The organism is Pseudomonas bharatica (assembly GCF_048586865.1).
GTDB lineage: Bacteria > Pseudomonadota > Gammaproteobacteria > Pseudomonadales > Pseudomonadaceae > Aquipseudomonas > Aquipseudomonas bharatica.
In genome coordinates this window covers 146,236-166,010 of the sequence record NZ_JBMAWR010000008.1, presented here as the reverse complement: position 1 = coordinate 166,010, position 19,775 = coordinate 146,236, and the positions used below count along the sequence as shown (strand labels likewise).

Below are 19,775 nucleotides of genomic sequence, written 5' to 3'. Positions count from 1 at the left end.
AGGACCGCAGACCCGCCATGAGCCCCCGCGAACAACTCCGCCGAGACGGCTACCTGCTGCTGCGCCAGGCGATCCCGGAGGCCTGGCTGGACGACCTGCGCGCTGCCTTCGACGCCGGTGCCCGCGCCTCGCACGAATGGCCGATACCCCGTGGCCGCGACTGGCGCCACTCGCTGCTCGACAGCCATCCGCGGATCCAGGACCTGTGCCGCCTGCCGTTACTGTTGGCGGCCACCGGGGCGATCATCGACGAGCGCTTCTTCCTCTCCCATGTCGAGGGCCGCGAGCCCCTCGCCGGCGGTGGCCATCAGCGCCTGCACCGGGATATGTGGGGACACCGGCCGGGGGACACGGTAACGGCCATGGCCTACTTCGACGACTTCGGCCCGGACAACGGCGCGACCCGCCTGGTCCCCGGTACTCATCGCTTCGAGCCGGGGGAAACGCCGTTCGACTTCGACGATGAAACCGGGGTGGTGCAGGTATCCGGAAGGGCCGGCGATATCCTGGTGTTCGATGTCGACCTGGTCCATGGCGCCAGCCTCAACACGTCGGGCGCACGGCGCCGCTCGGTCCTGATCAACTATTGCGCCGAACCGCTCTACGCCACCCACCTGCAGACCGCACCGATGCGCAATGTGAGCATGGACAGCAGCGAGCGCTTCGAGCCCATGGACTATGCGTTCGAGCAGTAGATGCCAGGCAGCAAGGACTGAGTTGTCAGTACCGGCCTCATCGCTGGCAAGCCAGCGATGAGGCCGGTACTGAAAAGAAAGATGTCGAATCTTTCATCAAGGCCACACCCCCGGCCATCCGCGCCCTCCTACACTGACCTTGTAGAAACCCCAAGCGAAGCGCTTGACCCGCCTCTCCTGCGCGGGTAAGGTGCGCCGCAATTTCAAACCCCATAGGAGTCCTGCCTTGGACAGTTGTCCCAGTCGATTGCGACAGGTCTGAACAGCGAGCACGTCCGGCAGCACTTTCCCTGCCACTGTCTCGCTGATCACAGCGGACAGTGGCGATCCGCATCCCACCCGGGATGACGCATCCCCATTCTCCCTCCCGACATTGCCCGGCAGCGTTTGCGCGGCCCGGTAACGCCGTGACCTTTCGCCATCCATAAACCCGCATTCGCGCCGGCTTGCAGCCGGCGTTAACACCGGCCTCTATCCGTAGAGAAACGGAGGTGAATCATGGATTGGAAAATCTTTCTGCTGCGCGCCGCTGCAGCGCTCGTCCTCGGTGCCCTGATCGGCGCCGAACGGCAACTGCGCCAGCGCCTCACCGGCCTGCGCACCAACGCCCTGGTCAGCACCGGCGCCTGCCTGTTCGTGCTGATGACCCAGAGCGTCCCGGGCCTGGCCAGCGACGCCTCGCGCATCGCCGCCTACGTGGTCTCCGGCATCGGCTTCCTTGGCGGTGGCGTGATCATGCGCGACGGCCTCAACGTCCGCGGCCTGAACACCGCCGCCACCCTCTGGTGCACCGCCGCCATCGGCGTGCTGTGCGGCATGGGCCTGCTGCTGGAAGCCGCACTGGGCGCCATGGTGGTGCTCTGCGCCAATATCCTGCTGCGCGATATCGCCCAGCGCCTGAACCATCAGGACGTGGTGCCGCCCACCGAATCGGCCCAGCACTATGTCGTGGAAATCGTCTGCCGCGCCGAGGATGAAATCCAGGTACGCAGCCTGATGCTGCACAGCTTCGACGGTGCCAGCCTGCGCCTGCAATCGCTGCACAGCGAGGACCAGGCCAACCCGGCAAAGCTGGAGGTGCGCGCCGAACTGCTCGGCAATCACGACGCTACCAGCCAGCTGGAGCGCCTGGTCAGCCGCATCAGCCTGGAAAAGGGCGTCAGCTCGGTACGCTGGCAAGTCTTCGAACTGGCGGCCGATTAAGGCCGCTGAACATCAACCCGAGAGGAGCATCCGGAGCCCGGCCATGAATCCCGACCCCAGTCCCGTGACACCCAGAACCGGGCTGGGCGGCAGCTAGCGATCGCCTTTCGCGCTGCCGTCCGGCCTGACCCGACGGCAGCGCACTCCCTGCGCTGCGCAAGCCCTATTGGTGGCGGCCCGCGCGGCAACCACCCGGGAGTAGATCATGCTGTTCAAACGCTTCGGCCAGCGCCTGCTGGCCTTCTTCGACCACGGCCTGAGCCGGCATCTGCGCCGCCAGGCGATCCTTGAATCACTGCGTGGCGGCAGCGCCCGCAGTCACCTGCCTGCAGACTTCGTGCGCCAGCTCACCCTGGTCGCCAAACTGGATAACGACGCCCTCTTCCAGCGCTTCGGCAGCCGTGCCGAAGGGCTCGACGAGGCTCGCGTCGAAGCCATTCGCGCGCGGGCCGGGGCCAACCTGGTGGGCCAGGAAAAGCCGGTCTCGCCCCTGCGCCACCTGTGGTGGTGCTACCGCAACCCGTTCAACCTGCTGCTGACCCTGCTGGCCCTGGTTTCCTGGCTGACCGAAGACCTCAAGGCCGCTACCGTGATCGGCAGCATGGTGCTGATCTCGACCCTGCTGCGCTTCGTCCAGGAGTCGCGTTCGAACCATGCCGCCGAGCGCCTGAAAAGCCTGGTGGCGAATACCGCCAGCGTGCTCCGGCCTGGAATGCCCGGAGCCGACCGGCGCGGCGCGGTGGAAATTGCCTTCCGCGACCTGGTGCCCGGTGACCTGGTGCTGCTCAGCGCCGGCGACATGATCCCCGCCGACCTGCGGGTGCTGGAAGCCAAGGACCTGTTCGTCAGCCAGGCGGCGATCACTGGCGAATCGCTGCCGGTGGAGAAGTTCGCCCTGCCCCGTCACGGCGCCGCCGGCAGCCCGCTGGAGCTCGACAACCTGTGCTTCATGGGCACCAACGTGGTCAGCGGCAGCGCCCGCGCGCTGGTGGTCGGCACCGGCGAGCACACCTGGTTCGGCAACCTCGCCGAACGGGTACTGGCCAGCGACCGCGAGCCCACCGCCTTCCAGCAAGGGGTGAACAAGGTCAGCTGGCTGCTGATCCGCTTCATGCTGGTGATGGCGCCGCTGGTGCTGCTGATCAACGGCTTCACCAAGGGTGACTGGCTGGAGGCTTCGCTGTTCGCCCTGTCCATCGCCGTCGGCCTGACCCCGGAAATGTTGCCGATGATCGTTACCTCGACCCTGGCCAAGGGCGCGGTGGTGCTGTCGCGCAAGAAAGTCATCGTCAAGCGCCTGGACGCTATCCAGAACTTCGGCGCCATGGACGTGCTGTGCACCGACAAGACCGGCACCCTGACCCAGGACCGCATCGTCCTGGAACGCCATACCGATGTGTTCGGCGCCTCCTGTGACGCGGTGCTCGACGATGCCTGGCTCAACAGCCACCACCAGACCGGCCTGAAGAACCTGCTGGATGTCGCCGTGCTGGAACATGCCGATGCCGGACGCATGGCGCGCCTCGGCGAGCGTTTCGCCAAGGTCGACGAAATCCCTTTCGACTTCCAGCGCCGGCGCATGTCGGTGGTGGTCGGCGAGCAGGACAACGGCCACCGCCTGGTGTGCAAGGGTGCGCTGGAAGAAGTGCTCGAGGTGTGCACCCGGGTGCGCATCGGCAGCGATGAAGTGCCCCTGGACGCCGCCCTGCTGGCGCGCATCCGCCAGCACACCGCCTGCCTCAACGACGATGGCCTGCGGGTGGTCGCGGTAGCGGTACGCCAGTTGCCGGGCGCTCGCGAGCAGTATCGGGTGGCCGATGAAAGCGACCTGCTGCTGACCGGCTACATTGCCTTCCTCGACCCGCCACGGGACAGCACGGCGGCAGCGCTAAAGGTGCTGGCCGAACAGGGTGTGGAGGTCAAGGTGCTGACCGGCGACAACGAGCGCGTCACCCGCCGGGTCTGCCATGACGTGGGCCTGCCGCTGAAGGGATTGCTGCTGGGCGGCGAGATCGATGCCCTGAGCGATCGGCAACTGGGTGAACGCGCCGCCGAGTGCAACCTGTTCGCCCGCCTCACCCCGGCGCACAAGGAGCGCATCGTGCGCCTGCTGCGCCAGCGCGGGCATGTGGTCGGGTTCATGGGCGACGGCATCAACGACGCCCCGGCCCTGCGCGCGGCGGATGTGGGCATCTCGGTGGACTCGGCGGTGGATATCGCCAAGGAAGCGGCGGACATCATCCTTCTGGAAAAGAGCCTGATGGTGCTCGAAGAAGGCGTGGTCGAAGGGCGCAAGACCTTTGCCAACATGCTCAAGTACATCAAGATGACCGCCAGTTCCAACTTCGGCAACGTCTTCAGCGTACTGGTGGCCAGTGCCTTCCTGCCCTTCCTGCCGATGCTGCCGCTGCACCTGCTGGTGCAGAACCTGCTGTACGACGTGTCGCAAACCGCGATCCCGTTCGACCATGTCGATGCCGAGCAACTGCGTAGCCCGCAGCGCTGGCAGGCCGAGGACATCGGGCGCTTCATGCTGTTCTTCGGCCCGCTGAGCTCGATCTTCGACATCCTCACCTATGCGCTGATGTGGTTCGTCTTCGCCGCCGACACGCCGGATCACCAGACCCTGTTCCAGTCCGGCTGGTTCGTCGAAGGGCTACTGTCGCAGACCCTGGTGGTGCACCTGATCCGCACCCGCAAGCTGCCCTTCGTGCAGAGCCGGGCGGCCTGGCCGCTGCTGGCGATGACCGTGGCGATCGTCGCCATCGGCCTGTTGCTGCCGATGTCGCCACTGGCCGGGTACTTCAAGTTGCAGGCGCTGCCGTGGACCTACTTCCCGTTCCTGCTGGCGATCCTGGTGGGCTATGTGGGGGTGGTGCAGGCGATGAAAGGATGGTTTGCGCGGAGGTATGGATGGAAGTGACGGTTAAAGAGGGGCTGTAAGGCCGGTATTGCCCGGGAAAGCCCATTTGCTTTCCCGGACAATCCCTCTATGATTGCGATCAATTCCTAATTGCACCCTGTTATCAGGAGATCCTGGTGCCTGTCTCGCCGCCGCCCTCTTCCGCCCACGACCCGCTCCATGGCCTGTACCGCGACCACAGTGGCTGGCTGCGCGGCTGGTTGCGGCGCCGCCTGGGCGACGGCGAACGCGCCGCCGACCTGACCCAGGACACCTTCCTGCGCCTGATCACCGGTACCGTCGCCTATCCCCTGCGCGAGCCGCGCAATTTCCTCGCCACCGTGGCCAAGCGGGTGATGGTCGATCACCTGCGAAGGCGCAGCCTGGAGCAGGCCTACCTGCAAGCCCTGGGCAATGAGCCGGAGCTGCTCGAAACCTCCCCGGAACAGCGCCTGTTGCTGCTGGAAACCCTGTTGCAACTGGATGCCATGCTCGACGGGCTCGATCACAAGGTGCGCCAGGCCTTCTTCCTGGCCCAGCTCGACGGCCTGCCCTATACCGAGATCGCCCGACGCCTGGACGTATCAGTGAGTTCAGTGACCAAGTACATCGCCCGGGCCACCGAGCAGTGCCTGCTGTTCAGCCTGGACGCGGCACGGTGAATCCGGGGGCCCAGCGCGTTGCCCTGCGGGATGCGGCCAACTGGTACGCGCGCCTCGGCGCGGCGCCGGACTGTTCCGGTACACGGCATCAATGGCAGGCCTGGCTGGAACAGGACGCCATGCACCAATGGGCCTGGCAACGCCTCGAAAGGTTGCAGAGCGAGCTGCACGGACTGCCCCCGGCCTTGACTCGCGATACCCTGGCCAGCGACCTTGAGCAACCTGCCCGCCGCCTGCTGCTCAAGGGACTGGTCCTTGGCACGGGCGTCTCCGCGCTGGCCTGGAGCGGCTACCGACAGTCGCCGTTGTGGCTGGCAGACCTGCGCACGGCCACGGGCGAGCGCCGTCGCATCCTCCTCGCCGACGGCACGCAACTGATCCTCAACACCGCTTCCGCCGTGGACATCCGCTTCAGCGCCGAACAGCGCCTGATCCTCCTCCACGCCGGAGAGATCCTCGTCGCCACCGCCAAGGACCCGCGACCGCTCAGCGTGCGCAGCCGCCACGGGCACATGCGCGCTCTGGGGACCCGCTTCAGCGTGCGTCAGGAAGACAACTGCACCGAACTGCAGGTACTCGAACATGCGGTCGCCGTGCGCAACCGCGCGGGAGCAGCGGAACTGCAGGTCGAGGCCGGGATGGGGCTGCGCTTCGCCGACGGTCCGCTACCGGCTGCGCAGCCACTGGACCCGAATGGCGCCGAATGGGCCAATGGCCGCCTGGTCATCGACAACTGGCGCCTGGACCGCACCCTCGCCGAATTGCAGCGCTATCGCCCCGGATTCATCCAGTGCGCCGACGACGTCGCCCATCTGCGCCTGTCCGGCGCCTACCCACTGGACGACACCGACCGCGCCTTGGCCGCAATCGCCAAGGTGCTTCCGGTACGCATCGACCAGCGCACCCGCTACTGGATCAAGGTGCGCGGGCGCAGCTGAGTGCTCAATGAAAAATATTTTCATTTTCCTTTGTCGATTTGGACTTCTCGCTCGACCCCTCCTTCAAATCGCCGCCATTGCCCTTGAAGGAGCCCCGCATGCAACACCCCGCCTTTGCCCGAAAACCTCTGGTCGTCGCCTTGCTGGGCGCTGCGCTGGGCCTGCAGGCCGGGCTGATCCAGCCGCTCGCCGCCAGCGGCCAGGCCCGTGCCGAAGAACCCCAGCGCCGCTATGCCATTGCCCCCGGCCCGCTGGGCGCGGTGCTCAGCCGCTTCGCCAGCGACGCCGGGGTGGTGCTGTCGTTCGATGCCCGCCTGACCCAGGACCGGCGCAGCCCGGGCTTGCAAGGTAGCTACAGCGTCGAGCAGGGTTTCGCCCTGCTGCTGCGCGACAGCGACCTGCAGGTGGTGCGCAGTGGCGGCAGCGATTACCTGCTGCTGCCACGCAGCAGCGACGACGCCATGAACCTGGGCGCCACCACCATCAACGCCGCCGGCCTGGGCACTACCACCGAGGGCACCCACTCCTACGCCACCTCCGCCGTGACCATCGGCAAATCCACCCAGAGCCTGCGGGAAACCCCGCAATCAGTGACGGTGATGACCCGCCAGTTGATGGACGACAAGAACCTCAACAGCCTCGACAAGGTCATGAGCAAGACCCCGGGCATCACCTTCAGCCAGCGCAACTACGGTGCCCATGTGTTCCAGTCCCGCGGCTTCGTGCTTGGCGAGGAAAGCTATTTGATGGACGGCGTGCCCGGCCAGGCCTACACGGTGACCGGCTGGCTGCCACCGGACATGGCGGTGTATGACCGGGTCGAGGTCCTGCGCGGCGCCAGCGGCCTGCTGGTGGGTGCCGGCAACCCGGGCGGTGCGGTCAACCTGGTGCGCAAGCGGCCAACCGCCGAGCCGCGCTTCTCGGTAACCGCCCGTGCCGGCTCGTGGGACAACTATCGCCTCGACCTGGATGGCAGCGGCCGGCTTAACGACTCCGGCACCGTGCGCGGGCGCTTCGTCGCCGCCTATGAAGACAGGCACTCCTACCTCGACGAACTGGAATCCCGCACGCCGCTGCTGTACGGCATCATCGAGGCCGACCTGAGCGACGACACCACGCTGACCGCCAGCCTTCGCCACCAGACCGGCGATATCAACGGCTATTCGATCTTCGGCCTGCCGCGCTACAGCAACGGCCAGTCCCTCGGCCTGTCGCGTTCCACCGCCCTGGTCCAGGACTGGAACAGCCACGAAACCGAGATGAACGAGGTATTCCTCGAACTGGACCACCGCTTCGACGACCGCTGGACCAGCACCACCTCGTTGAGCCATTCCAAGGGCCAGGTCTACCAGGCGCTGGCCTACGCCCGCGGGGCCATCGACCCGATCACCCGGACCGGTTCGACCTTTCGCGGCGTCGAGTTCCGCAAGGTCGGCATCGACAGCACCGGCATCGATAGCCACATCGACGGCAGCTTCGACGCGTTCGGCCTGACCCACCAACTGACCCTGGGGGGCAACTGGTCGAAGCAGCGGATCGACGACAAGGCGGCGGATATCTACTTCGATGACCCGGTGCCAGTGGATGTCTTCGACCCCGACCACCACTCCATCGCCAAACCGGCGCGCCCGGCCTGGACCTCGGCCAACGACCTCGTCGACCAGCGCTACGGGCTGTATGCCAATACCCGGCTCAAGCTGGCCGAGCCCCTGACCCTGGTTCTCGGCGGGCGGGTGAGCTGGTACGACTACGACTACACCTACAACCTCAAGGAAGCGCCGGACTATCAGTCCAAGGAAACCGGCCAGGTCACCCCGTTCGCCGGGCTGATCTACGACTTCAGCCAGGACTGGTCGTGGTACGCCAGCTACGCCGATATCTTCATGCCACAGAGCAACTACGTGAGCTACGCCGGCTCGCCCCTGAAGCCGGCGATCGGCACCAACTACGAAACCGGGATCAAGGGCGAGCTGTTCGACAAGGCCCTGAACCTGTCCGTGGCGCTGTTCTATATCAAGCAGAAGGATGCCGCCTACTTCGACCCTGACGAAAACCACAGCTGCCCGCAGAATGCCAACGGCTTCTGCTGGCTCAACGGCGTGGTCCAGCGCAGCAAGGGCGTGGACATCGAGGCCAGCGGCGAACTGCTGCCGGGCCTGCAGGTACTGGCCGGCTACACCTACAACAGGACGGCCAGCAGCGGCACCGAACGGCTGTCCAGCGAAACGCCACGCCACCTGGCCAAGGTTTCCACTAGCTACAACCTGCCCGGTGCGTGGAACCGGGTGACGCTGGGCGCCGGGGTGCAGGCGCAATCGGGCTACGAAAACGAAACCTGGGACGGCTATGGCTACGGTGCCGCCGGACGGGCGATCTGGGACGCGCGGGTCGCCTACCGGATGGACGAGCACTGGACACTGAGCCTGGTCGGGGAAAACCTGGCAGATCGCAAGTACTACGTCTCGGCAGACGGAACCGACCGGGTCAACCTGTATGGTGAGCCACGCAACTATATGCTGACCCTGCGCGGGGAGTTCTAGGAGGGTGCTGAATGGTCCGGCCTCATAGTGGGGCTGGGCATGGTCTTCGGTACCTCCCGGCTGCGCGGGCTGTACCTGCGGGTCGAGCGCTGGATCAACGGGTTCGCGGGCGCAGCGCTGGTCACGCTGGGGGTGCAGCGGGTCTTCAGTCGCTGAGCTTGTCCCCCTGTAGGAGCTGGCTTGTCGGAGCGCCGAACCGCTGCGATGGACCGAGCCCTGTGGGAGCGGGTTCACCCGCGATTGCAGTAGTGAATTCACCATAGCAATCGCGGGTAAACCCGCTCCCACAGGGTACGCGTCGTGCTTTGGAACTGTTCTCTGCGCGACAGCGCAGCCTGAAAGGCTGGGCGGACTCCCACAGGGGCCACATTCCAACCAGGGACTGCGTCGTCGCTGTGTTAAAGAACTCCCAGCAAGGTCCACAACCGCCGCGCCTCGGCATCCGAATTGATCAGTTCGCCCAGCAGTTCGCGCAGCGGCTTGTTGCCCCATTCCACGCCGCGACGGATCAGGTACGGCACCGGGCTGTGCGGCTCGGTACGGGCCAGGTAGTCGGCGATCACCAGCAGTTGCCGGTAGGCTTCCTCACGGGTGCGCGGCTCGGCGAACGGCGCGCGGGGTTCGATTGCGGCAGACAGGTCCATCGCGCGGGGTTCCTCCGGTTCGGGTTGCGTGGCTTCGGGCTCGGGCGGCAGCAATTGCGGCGGGTGCAGCGCGAGGAATTCACGCAGCAGGTTTTCCAGGTTGTCCAGTTGCTTGCGCAAGCGCACGAACGAAGGCCCCTCGCCGCCCAGGTTGCGATCGCACCAGCCATCGAGCAGCAACAGTTGCGCCTTGGTGGTTTCCACCGCCTTGACCCCTTCGAGCCACCAGGCGACCGGCGTTCGCCGAACCTCGTCGTTGACCTTGTTCTGCAATGCCTGGGCCGCTTCGGCAGCGACCTTGGCCGGCTTGCTGTCATTGATCTGCACCTGGCGTTGCTTCATCTGCTGCCAGCTGTACAGGTTGAAGACGCCGATCTCTGCGGATACCTGGGGAAACAACGGCATCCGGGTATGGATCACCTCGTCATAGCGCCGCGCCATCCAGAGCAGCGGCGCGGCGCGGCGACCGGGGTCATCGTCGTCCAGTTGCGGATGCAGATCGCCGGGGTAGCGCTCGCACAGGCCACCGATCAGCGCCAGGGCATCGACCATACCCTTGAGCCCCTCACGGTGCAGCCAGGCCTCGCCGAGCCAGGCCGCGATCATCAGGTCCTTGCTGCGCGTCTTCATGACATCGCTGGCGATCACTTCGACCTTTTCCCAGTCGGCACGCTTGACCTCGGTGGTCGACCACACGCCCGTGGGCAGGCTGGTGTCATCTTCGCGGCGCAGTTCCTTGATGCGGTCGAACACCGCCTCGTAGTGCAGATCGGTACCACAGGGCAGGTTCGCGGAAACGGGCTCGAGCAGTTGGCTGACCCGCGCGGAGAAGCCGGGGGTAGTCATGGTAGATCTCCTGAATCGACCACGGCACGCGAGGCGTAGCCGAGGGGGGATGACGGCGCCTGGACCGGCAGCGGATGAATGGACAGGGGCGCCTTGCCCCCCTGGCTCATCAGCGACAGGCGCAGGAACATCCGCGTCTGGTTGTCTTCCTCGGGCTGGGCGTGCACCGGCACTTCCAGGCTCAGGGGGAATTCGGTGTAGTCGACATTCGGCTGGCGCAGCGTGGAACCGTGGGCCGCCATCATGCGCAGCAGCGCCCAGGGCCCCTGGTACTGCCATTCGGCTTCCAGGCCGTTGACGTGGAGTTGCTGCTGCACCGGGTCGTTGACCGGCCGCTGGGTGCCGTCGCGGGCCCAGCGCAAGCGCAGATCGAGGGTCTGGCCGAGGCTCCAGTGCAACACCTGCTCATCCCCCGGCCAGACGATTTCACGATTGCCGGCAGCCAGGGTCCAGGCGATGACCTGGTCGGCGCCGCGTTCGCTGTCGCGGTCGGTACGCCAGGTCACTTCCATGTCGATCCCGGACAGGCCGGCCTTGTCGCGCATGAGGATCGCCCCGAGCCAGGGGCGGGCCAGTGCGATCCGGTCGAGGAATTCGCCGGCCGCCGCGCGATCGCGAACCGTCAGCAGGCCGAGACCGTCCCGCGCCTGTGGCAGGCGGTTGTCGATCAAGGTGAGGAAATACTGCACCCGTGCAGGGTCCGCGTCTGGCGCATGGCGGTCGCTGGCAAAGGGGAAGCGCCCGGCCAGGTACTGATTGAAATAGCCGGCCAGTTCGTTCCAGGCGCCGGCCACGCTCTGCCGCTGGAGGTACTGGCAACGCTGCAGGGCGCTGCGCTGCAGGGCATTCCAGTGCTGGGTGAGTTGCCCGGAAGCATGGGGCGCGAGGGCCGAGCCGAGGATCTTGGCGCAACTGCCCTGGTCCATGTCGTTGAAGTCGCGCACGATCAGTTGGGTGATCAGGGCTGGCGAGCTGGACGGGTTCTGGGCCTTGTACTTGACCATCTCCTCGCTAAGGGAATTGAAACGGTTGACCAGCTCCGCCTCGCCGAGGTTGAGGCTCGGCAACTGGGTCATCAGCCAGTCCTTGGCCGGCGCCGCCTGTTCGGTGATCGCGGTGATCACGGCGAACTGTTGCTCCAGGCTGCCCTTCAGGTCCTGGGAATCCACTGCACGGAACAGGCGCAGGCCCAGGTCCTTGGTGCCGTCCCACTGGTTGATGGCGCTGTAGTCACGGAACAGCGGCTGCTGGTAGACCTCCTCGATGGCCAGGGACACATCGGCCAGGGCGCTGCGGTTCAAGGCGCTTTGCAGGCCGCTGGCCAGGTCTGGGCGCTGCAGCTGGATAAACGCACCGTGCACGGCCAGGGCCTGGTCGGTGCGCACCTGGAAGGTCGCGGCGCCGGGCAGTTCGCTGTCCACGGTCTGACGGCCCAGGCTGGCCCACATGGCGTCGCCCGCCACCGTTTCGGCCGTCTTCAGCAGGGCATTGCGGTACACCGGAGGAATGCCCGCCAGCGACTCGTGGGCATACTGCCGATAGCTGTCGGCATAGCTCTGCGCCAGGCGCAGGCCCTCGCCATCCACATGGCTCAGCGGCGTCGCCTCGCCCAGCGCATCCTCGCGCAGGGCCCGGGCGACGAAGTCACGCTTGAGCAAGAGGTTGATCGCGCTTTGCAGATGGACGATGCGGTCCTGCAAGGCCAGTTGCCCGGCAGCGTTCTGCACCAGCAGGTTGCGGCTCGACGAGCCCTGGGCGATCCACTGTTCCTTGAAGGCGTATTGCATCTGCTCGGCCTGGCGCTCGGTCTCGTCGGCGATGGCCGGGCCCAGCAGCTTGCTCTGGCGGATCTTTTCCAGCAGTTCCCCGTAGCCTGCCACCAGGTCCTGGCCCTTGCCGCGGCTCCAGGTGGAGTTGGTCAGGTCGATGGCCGACTGCAGGTCTTCGATCAGCGCATCCACATGCTCCAGCTCGCGCAGGGTCTGCCCGGCACCGTTTTCCAGGCGGTCAAGGTAGAGCTTGAGGTAACCGGCGGAAACGACATAGCCGTCGGTGCGGAAATAGTGCCCCAGCCAGTTGCCCATCAGCTGGTTGAAGTTGCCCTGGATGGTGCTGCGGTACAGCGACAGGTCTAGCGGCTTGAGCGGGCTGATGCCCTGGTTGACCAGCAGGCGGTTGTAGTAGCGCTCGTTGGGCAGGGTGCCGGCGTTCAGGTTCATGTCCAGGACCTGGTTGCTCAGCGGGATCAACTGGTCGAGCGGGGTCTTCTGGTTGGCCTGGGCCTGGCCATAGAGGCTGGCCACCTGCTCCAGGCGCAGCACCTTGTGCACCAGTTCGCGCGCCTTGAGGTAGCTCGGCCATTGCGCCGGATCACCGCCCTGGGGCGCAGCCGTACGCCGGGAGGCCTCGGCGATGGCCAGTACATCACGCAGCTCGGCCTGCAGCAGGTCGTGGATCGGCTGCTGCATATGGGTCATGGCGGTGCGCTGCAGCACCCGGTCCATGTCCTGGTCCAGCGACGAGAACCAGGAGGTCGGATAGGCCAGCGAGGTGAAGTGCCAGCGTGGCGCACGCTCCAGCACATTCCAGAAACTCTGCACGTTGTGCCGGGTCAGTTCCTGGCGATGACTGTCGTCGGGGACCGCGACGTAGTCGTTCTGTGCGTTCTGCAACAGCCGCGACAATTCGCCGGCATCGCGCAGCGAATCGCGCCACACCCAGATCATGCCGATGGCCCAGAGCACACCGACCACCGCCGCGCTCACCGCGACGATGCGCTGCCAGCGCTGGCGCAGTTGCAACAGCCGCGGAATCGGCCGGGCCAGGCCGCGCTCGGCGTTGATGCGCTGCTGCCAAAGGCCGTGGGCGAAGACGTTCTGCACCCGCGGCTGGTCCAGCGCAGTCAATGCCCCGGCCTCGCCCGACATGGCCTGGGTGCCGGTGAAGTACAGGCCGCGCAGGGCAGGCGCCTCGCCGTGGGTGTTGCCCTGGAACACCGGCCACAGGAGCATCTGCAGGTTGCGTCGCATGCCCTCGAAACGCTGCGGCAGGGTGTCCAGTTCGTTGCTCAATTGCCCGGACAGGGTCCCCATCTGCACGATCGCCTCGGACAGCGCATGGCTGATGCCATCCACCGCGTCGTCGGTCCACTGCGATTGCCAGGCCGCCTCCGCCGGATACGGCGAGGACCAGCCGAGCGCCTGCTTGCGCGCCTGCTCCGGCAAGGCCCGGGCCAGTTCCTGGAAGCCCGGCACCTCGTCCATCCCGGTGACCAGGACATATACCGGCAGGCTGGTACCCAGGCGCTGCAGCAGGTCGATGAAGCGCCGGCGTGCGTCGAGGCCCAGGGTCGCGGCGCGGTCGGCGTCGAGCAGGTCGGCGGCGGCGATGGTCCAGATCACGCCGTCCAGCGGGCGGCGCGAGCGCAGGCGCAATAGCAGGCCGATCAGGTTCCACCAGCCGCTGGCCTGCTTCATGCCCTCGCCGGGCATGAACAGCGCCTGCGGCACCACCAGTACAGCGCCGCTGGGGTCCGCCCACCAGCGACCGAACCAGGCTGGTTTGTCCACCGGGTTGAGGTTCCAGTCGGCGCACAGGCGCTTGCCTTCGACCTCGTCGCCAAGCATCAGCAGCCAGGGAGCCTGGTAGCGGTCGCTGACCCCCTGTTCGTGTTCCATCTGACGCACGGCCAGATAAAAGCTGCGCACCGTCGCGCCATTGCGGCTGCGTAGCCACAGCACCAGCAGCACCACCAGCAGCAGGACGACCAGGATGCCAATCACCCAGGCCACGACGGACAGGCTCATGAAATCGGCTCCTGGACCTGGTGGGGCACGGCCAGGTGCAGCACCGGCGACAGTTCCTGGCCAATATCGCGCCAGAACAGGTGGCCGACTGCGACCAGCAGCAAGGTCACGCCAAGGATCAGCAGGCCCAGGCGCACCCCGTCGCCCATGGCTTCCCGCGGCGCAAGCTGCTGTGGCCGGACACTGGCCGGCTCTGCCAGCAGGGCACCGACGTTGGTGTAGTCCGGATCACGCTGGCGGGTGAAGTTGTACAGCGCATGCCGCCATTTGGCGTGCAGCGCTTCGCCGCCGGGTCCGCGCAGGCGGCCATGGAAACCGAGGATCAGGCACAACAGGTAGACATTGCCCAGGTCCTGGCTGGTGGGTGCCTGTTCATCGAGCAGGCGCTTGATTTCCACCGGCAGGCGATCGCCGGCCTGGCGGCTGCTGTACAGGCGCAACTCCAGCGGGCGCTCCTGCCACACCGGCTGGCCGGGCCAGTCGGCGAACAGCAGGGTTTCGTCGACCAGGGCGACGAAGGCGTAGACCATCGACTTGACCTGCAAGGGCGCCGAATCGCCGACGCTGGCAAAGGCCGTACGCCACAGGCGACGGGTGGCGCCGGTGGAGAGCTCGACCACCTGGTCGACGAGTTTGTCGAGGTCCTGGCCGCGCTTGTCCAGTTCGTCCCAGGCTTGCGCCCAGTCCTGCCAGGCCTGGTGAAAGGCACTGGTCAGGGGCGCATCCTGCACGCCGCGATAACGCGAAACGGCAATCCCTTCTGGCATAGGCTTCCCTACCGTGTCAGGCGTCTTGTTCTTCGTGGTCGTCGTCGATCAGCAGTACGATCTGCCAGGGCCGGAAGGCTTCACCCGAGCCGGTGGACACGATCTGCAACGGCTGGTGCGGGTCGAAGCCCGGGCCACCGGCCTCGATCACGAACAGGCGGGTATCGTCGCCGACCCCGTAGGCCACCTGATCCTTGCGGCTCATCGGGTTATGCGCCAGGCCCGGGCGGCGCTGGCGCGCCAGTTCGGGCACCTGTGCGGCAGAGGCGATGATGGTCCGCCCCAGCCACAGGCGGGCACCCTCCTCGGGCGTTCCGGCCGGCATGCGCAGGCCGATGACCAGGGTCTGGCTGGCCGCCGACGATGGCAGGCTGATCTCGTAGACATTGCCCATCTGCCTGAACAGATGGCTGCGATAGCCCAGGCGCAGCTTGCCCAGTACCTGCTCCATCCAGCGCAGCACCTCGTCGTAGCCGCGGTACAGGTCAAGAAAATCCAGCGGCGCAAAGGCCGGAACGCCCCTGGCCGGATCGAGCACCGACCAACTGCCGGCCATGCCCAGCAACAACCCGTGCAGGCCCTGGGGCGTGGCGATGCGGCTGTTGAGCAGGCCTTCGACTTCCGGCAGGCGCGCCCACAGGGCTGCCGATTGCCGGCGCAGTTCCTCGGCACTACCGGCATCCCCTTGCAGCGCCTGCAGGCGCTTGCCGAGGAAGACGCATTTCTCGCGGATCATCGCGCAGAGCTGGAAGACCCGCTGGCCCAGGGGCGATTCGGGCAGGATGCGCGGCGTCGGTGCAATGAAATCATCCATTACCTTGTAGCCGCCATCGGCCTTGCTGATCCGCAGCAACGGCAGGCACACGGTGTCGGCCTTGCTGGCATCGGTCACCAGGCGCGGGTGCGGTATCCAGACCTGGACGGGCTCGTCATCGAGGTTGTTGTCGAGGTTGGGTACCGGCTCGCTGAGCGCCGACCGCCAGCGACCGTCCAGCGGGCGCAGGCGCTGGCCCTGCCAGATCGGGCTGACGGCGAGGTAAAGGGTGACACTGGCATCGGGCGCGGCGGCGATCACCTCGACTAGGTCGAACTCGGGCAGGCCGCCCTCCCCCGGTTCGATACTGATCGGCATGCCGTCGGGCAACGTAGCCTCCAGACCAAGGATACGCAGCTTGCCGGCGACCAGCGCCGGCTGCTCCCAGGACAGTTGGGTCACGCCCCAATACCAGGGGTTGGCGGCCCTGGCCAGGTGCGCGGCAATGGCCTCGGCCCGCAGTCCTTGCAACTGAAAATGCTGGGGCAGCAGTTGCATGCCTTCGTACCAGCAGACCACATCAGGTCGCACGCTCATAGGTTCCCTTGACATCCTGTATTTGGCATCTGTGCAAACGCGCCCGCGCTCAGCGCAGGTTCTGGTCGAGCAGGGTCATCTCGCGCGCATCGAATTTCAAGCGGATGCTGCGCTGGTCTTCCAGGCGCAGGCGATGGGCGCCCGGGCTCTGGTAATTGGCAAAGGCCACGAGCCCTACCGAGGGTTTTCCGTCCAGCGGGAAGGTCGATGATTCAATCAACTGTCCCGGCACCAGTTCCAAACCCCAGACATAAAGATATTGACGAAAGTCGCGCTGATATTGATCGCGCGTTGCAAACCATTGTTTTGCTGTAAGTCCCGATAACTTTGCAAGCAAATCATTATCGTTGACGGCAATAAAGTCGACCGCGATGGGCGAGTCATCATTTGCACGCAAAGCAACATCGAGGGTAACTCCGTCGACACTTACCCTGGATCCAAAATAGGCGCAGCCGGCCATGTAGGCCAAGCCTGAAAGTATCACCGCCATCCTTAAAAACTTGAACTTCTTAAGACGCATAATGATCCAAGAAAAGTTTTATTTGCATTTCCGGATGCCTGTTATAGCATCCATGCCAATTCGCCACCACGACGAATTGAGGTGATTGCGGAAAACAGGATCCTCCAACGCGAGTGTGTCCGCTCCGCGGTCTAAGCAAGGGAATGCGATCAGTGGGAAACCGTTGCATTGCGCCCGCCTTCTGCATCGGAGTCAGCCACTATGGAAGAGAGTATTCAGCACAAGCTGGGCCGGGTTCGTCCGCCTCGTGTGCAGATCACCTACGACGTCGAAATCGGCAACGCCATCGAGAAAAAGGAACTGCCGCTGGTCATGGGCATTCTGGCCGACCTTTCCGGCGCCACGCCCAACCCGGAAAAACTCAATGAGCGTCGCTTCGTCGAGATCGACAGCGACAACTTCAACCAGGTCCTCAATTCGATCAAGCCCAGCGTTACCGTCAACGTCAAGAACACCCTTAGCGGCGGCAACTCCCCTCTTAGCGCCAAGCTGGTCTTCGAGTCGATCGAAGACTTCGATCCGATCAACGTGGTGAAAAAAGTCGATGCACTCAAGGTGCTGTTCGGTGCCCGCGAACGCCTGCGCGATCTGCTGACCAAGCTCGATGGCAACGACAGGCTCGATGAAATGCTGAAGCAGGTGCTGTCCAGTGCCGACGAGGATCTTGAGCTGATCAAGGCGGCTCGCTCCGATGCCACGGCGAAAACCGACGCCAAGCCCGAAGACAAGACAGACGACGCGGATACCGGCGAAACCCCGGAAACCAAGTAACCGGCCCGACGCCTGATTCGCCCGCCCGATCATTCCCCTTGCATCCGGAGACTTCACCATGCCCGCGTCCAGCACCGAGAATCCAAGCGAAGGCAGCACCCAGACCCTGACCCTGCTGGAAAAGATCATCCAGGAAGGCCAGATCATTCATGACGAGAGCCAGAAGGTCTACGCCCAGGACCTGATCGCCGAGTTCGCCAGCCAGGTACTCGACAAGGCCCTCACCGTCAGCCAGGGCGAAGACCCTGACACCCGCGCGCTGATCAACAACCGCATCGAGCAGATCGACAAGCTGATCGGCGACCAGCTCAACGAAATCCTCCACGACGAAGGCTTCCAGAAGCTCGAAGCGTCCTGGCGCGGCCTGCATATGCTGGTCAGCAACACCGAGACCAGCACCCGCCTGAAACTGCGCCTGCTCAACGTGTCGCAGGACGAGTTGAAGAAAGACCTGACCCGCGCTGTCGACTTCGACCAGACCGTGCTCTTCAAGAAGATCTACGAAGAGGAATACGGCACCTTCGGTGGCAACCCGTTCAGCGTCCTCGTCGGCGATTACTTCTTCGGCCGCCACCCGCAGGACATCGCCTTGCTGCGCAAGCTGTCCGAAGTCGCCGCCAATGCCCACGCGCCCTTCATCGCCGCGGCCAGCCCATTGTTGTTCGACATGAAGCAGTTCACCGACCTGGGCGTACCGAAGGACCTGGCCAAGCTGTTCGAGAGCCTGGAACTGGGCCCCTGGCAGGACTTCCGCAATACCGAGGACTCGCGCTACGTGTCCCTGGTGCTGCCACGCTTCCTCCTGCGCCTGCCCTACGGCCCGGACACGCTGCCGGTGGAGGGCATGAACTTCACCGAGAACGTCAGCAACCCGGACGGCAAGCAGTACCTGTGGGGCAACGCCGCCTGGGCCCTGGCCCGGCGCATCACCGACGCCTACGCCAGGTTCGGCTGGGCAGCGGCGATCCGCGGCGCCGAGAGCGGTGGCGCGTTGACCAACCTGCCGCAGCACACCTTCAAGACCGCGTCCGGCGACCTGACCCTCAAATGCCCGACCGAAGTGGCGATCACCGACCGCCGCGAGAAGGAGCTCAACGACCTCGGCTTCATCGCCCTGTGCCACAAGAAAAACACCGGTACCGCGGTATTCTTCGGCGGCCAGACCACCAACAAGCCACGCACCTACAACACCAACGAGGCCAATGCCAACGCGCGGATCTCCTCGATGCTGCCGTATGTGCTGGCGTCGTCGCGCTTCGCCCATTACCTGAAGGTCATCATGCGTGACAAGGTGGGCAGCTTCATGACCCGCGACAACGTACAGACCTACCTGAACAACTGGATCGCCGACTACGTGCTGGTCAACGACAACGCGCCCCAGGACATCAAGGCCCAGTACCCGCTGCGTGAAGCCCGCATCGATGTGACCGAGGTCGCCGGCAAGCCGGGCGCCTACCGTGCCACGGTGTTCCTGCGTCCGCACTTCCAGCTCGAAGAACTGACCGCCTCGATCCGCCTGGTAGCCACCCTGCCACCACCGGTCGCTGCCTGACCCTGGCTCCTGCGGGCCCGGCCCGCAGGAGTGCTTTCCCTACCTATTCGAATTTTCTGACTGCAGGAGCTTCACGCGATGGATGCGATCATTCTGGATCTGGGCGACGACATCAAAGGTGACTCGCTGATCGAAGGCTACAAGGACAAGATCGAGATCATGTCCTACAGCCACAACGTTGCCATGCAGGTGACCAACGACGTCAGCAACACCGAGCGGACGTCGGGCAAGCCCTTCGTCGGCGAATTCACCCTGACCAAGTTCATCGATACCTCCACCCCCAACCTCAATCTCTATTGCGTCTCCGGCAAGCCGGTGGCCGAGGCCAAGATCACCGTCGGCCGTAACGCCGCCGAGAGCAGCGGGCAGATCATGCCCTTCATCGTCTACACCCTGACCAACGTGATCTTCTCCAATGTCAGCGTCAGCGGCGGCACCGGTGGCAAGCCGGTGGAAACGATTTCCCTGAACTTCACCAAGATCAAATGGGAACTGACCACGCAGAAAGACGACGGCACCAAGGAAGGCGTGGCGGGCACCAGCTGGGACATGACCCTGAACAAGGCCGGTGCCTGAGT

At 65.2% G+C, this 19,775-nt stretch carries 14 protein-coding genes; 9 read left to right on the top strand and 5 right to left on the bottom strand.

Annotation, left to right across the window (positions count from 1 at the left end; genetic code table 11):
* The first annotated feature begins 17 nt into the window (after positions 1–17).
* From ACKLLE_RS12245 to ACKLLE_RS12220, 6 genes are all read left to right on the top strand, one after another.
* The gene (locus tag ACKLLE_RS12245) at positions 18–695 is read left to right on the top strand and encodes a phytanoyl-CoA dioxygenase family protein (protein ID WP_420058142.1); all 678 of its coding nucleotides are present in this window, start codon (positions 18–20) and stop codon (positions 693–695) included.
* Between the two features lie 498 nt (positions 696–1,193).
* Positions 1,194–1,898: an MgtC/SapB family protein gene (locus tag ACKLLE_RS12240; RefSeq protein ID WP_420058141.1), complete on the top strand. Its 705-nt coding sequence runs from the start codon at positions 1,194–1,196 to the stop codon at positions 1,896–1,898.
* 205 nt (positions 1,899–2,103) lie between these two features.
* Positions 2,104–4,821 (top strand): magnesium-translocating P-type ATPase, encoded by a 2,718-nt coding sequence (gene mgtA / locus ACKLLE_RS12235; RefSeq protein ID WP_420058140.1) that lies wholly within the window; start codon positions 2,104–2,106, stop codon positions 4,819–4,821.
* A gap of 116 nt (positions 4,822–4,937) precedes the next feature.
* Positions 4,938–5,462 (top strand): sigma-70 family RNA polymerase sigma factor, encoded by a 525-nt coding sequence (locus ACKLLE_RS12230; RefSeq protein WP_420058139.1) that lies wholly within the window; start codon positions 4,938–4,940, stop codon positions 5,460–5,462.
* Positions 5,459–6,400 carry a FecR domain-containing protein gene (locus tag ACKLLE_RS12225; RefSeq protein WP_420058138.1) on the top strand — a complete coding sequence of 314 codons (942 nt, stop codon included), beginning with the start codon at positions 5,459–5,461 and terminating at the stop codon, positions 6,398–6,400. Before ACKLLE_RS12230 ends, ACKLLE_RS12225 begins: the two co-directional genes overlap by 4 nt.
* A 98-nt stretch (positions 6,401–6,498) precedes the next feature.
* The gene (locus tag ACKLLE_RS12220) at positions 6,499–8,940 is read left to right on the top strand and encodes a TonB-dependent siderophore receptor (RefSeq protein WP_420058137.1); all 2,442 of its coding nucleotides are present in this window, start codon (positions 6,499–6,501) and stop codon (positions 8,938–8,940) included.
* A gap of 398 nt (positions 8,941–9,338) precedes the next feature.
* Here ACKLLE_RS12220 and tssA read toward each other — a convergent pair whose 3' ends face one another.
* Genes tssA through ACKLLE_RS12195 form a run of 5 tightly spaced genes read right to left on the bottom strand, consistent with a single transcriptional unit; the run spans position 9,339 to position 16,874 of the window.
* A complete protein-coding gene (tssA, locus tag ACKLLE_RS12215; RefSeq protein WP_420058136.1) occupies positions 9,339–10,430 on the bottom strand; it encodes a type VI secretion system protein TssA in 1,092 nt (363 codons plus the stop codon).
* Positions 10,427–14,236, bottom strand: coding sequence for a type VI secretion system protein (locus ACKLLE_RS12210; RefSeq protein WP_420058135.1), 3,810 nt, complete (start codon positions 14,234–14,236; stop codon positions 10,427–10,429). Before ACKLLE_RS12210 ends, tssA begins: the two co-directional genes overlap by 4 nt.
* Positions 14,233–15,003 (bottom strand): DotU family type IV/VI secretion system protein, encoded by a 771-nt coding sequence (locus ACKLLE_RS12205; protein WP_064304265.1) that lies wholly within the window; start codon positions 15,001–15,003, stop codon positions 14,233–14,235. Before ACKLLE_RS12205 ends, ACKLLE_RS12210 begins: the two co-directional genes overlap by 4 nt.
* Positions 15,004–15,019: 16 nt before the next feature.
* A complete protein-coding gene (tssK, locus tag ACKLLE_RS12200) occupies positions 15,020–16,354 on the bottom strand; it encodes a type VI secretion system baseplate subunit TssK (protein ID WP_420058134.1) in 1,335 nt (444 codons plus the stop codon).
* 49 nt (positions 16,355–16,403) lie between these two features.
* On the bottom strand, positions 16,404–16,874 hold the full coding sequence (locus ACKLLE_RS12195) for a hypothetical protein (RefSeq protein ID WP_064304264.1): 471 nt from the start codon (positions 16,872–16,874) through the stop codon (positions 16,404–16,406).
* Positions 16,875–17,075: 201 nt separating this feature from the next.
* On the opposite strand from ACKLLE_RS12195, the gene tssB reads away from it, so the two are divergent.
* The 3 genes from tssB (at position 17,076) to ACKLLE_RS12180 (ending at position 19,773) form a co-directional block, all read left to right on the top strand.
* Positions 17,076–17,645, top strand: coding sequence for a type VI secretion system contractile sheath small subunit (tssB, locus tag ACKLLE_RS12190; protein ID WP_064304263.1), 570 nt, complete (start codon positions 17,076–17,078; stop codon positions 17,643–17,645).
* Positions 17,646–17,703: 58 nt separating this feature from the next.
* Positions 17,704–19,197, top strand: coding sequence for a type VI secretion system contractile sheath large subunit (gene tssC / locus ACKLLE_RS12185; protein ID WP_420058133.1), 1,494 nt, complete (start codon positions 17,704–17,706; stop codon positions 19,195–19,197).
* Positions 19,198–19,275: 78 nt separating this feature from the next.
* Complete coding sequence (locus ACKLLE_RS12180; RefSeq protein ID WP_009395379.1) at positions 19,276–19,773, top strand: Hcp family type VI secretion system effector; 498 nt, start codon at positions 19,276–19,278, stop codon at positions 19,771–19,773.
* The last annotated feature ends 2 nt before the right edge of the window (positions 19,774–19,775 follow it).

Coding starts and splice junctions, on each gene's coding strand:
- ACKLLE_RS12245 (WP_420058142.1), top strand. CDS start 18: ATGAGCCCCCGCGAACAACTCCGCCGAGACGGCTACCTGCTGCTGCGC.
- ACKLLE_RS12240 (WP_420058141.1), top strand. CDS start 1,194: ATGGATTGGAAAATCTTTCTGCTGCGCGCCGCTGCAGCGCTCGTCCTC.
- mgtA (WP_420058140.1), top strand. CDS start 2,104: ATGCTGTTCAAACGCTTCGGCCAGCGCCTGCTGGCCTTCTTCGACCAC.
- ACKLLE_RS12220 (WP_420058137.1), top strand. CDS start 6,499: ATGCAACACCCCGCCTTTGCCCGAAAACCTCTGGTCGTCGCCTTGCTG.
- tssA (WP_420058136.1), bottom strand. CDS start 10,430: ATGACTACCCCCGGCTTCTCCGCGCGGGTCAGCCAACTGCTCGAGCCC.
- ACKLLE_RS12210 (WP_420058135.1), bottom strand. CDS start 14,236: ATGAGCCTGTCCGTCGTGGCCTGGGTGATTGGCATCCTGGTCGTCCTG.
- ACKLLE_RS12205 (WP_064304265.1), bottom strand. CDS start 15,003: ATGCCAGAAGGGATTGCCGTTTCGCGTTATCGCGGCGTGCAGGATGCG.
- tssK (WP_420058134.1), bottom strand. CDS start 16,354: ATGAGCGTGCGACCTGATGTGGTCTGCTGGTACGAAGGCATGCAACTG.
- ACKLLE_RS12195 (WP_064304264.1), bottom strand. CDS start 16,874: ATGCGTCTTAAGAAGTTCAAGTTTTTAAGGATGGCGGTGATACTTTCA.
- tssB (WP_064304263.1), top strand. CDS start 17,076: ATGGAAGAGAGTATTCAGCACAAGCTGGGCCGGGTTCGTCCGCCTCGT.
- tssC (WP_420058133.1), top strand. CDS start 17,704: ATGCCCGCGTCCAGCACCGAGAATCCAAGCGAAGGCAGCACCCAGACC.
- ACKLLE_RS12180 (WP_009395379.1), top strand. CDS start 19,276: ATGGATGCGATCATTCTGGATCTGGGCGACGACATCAAAGGTGACTCG.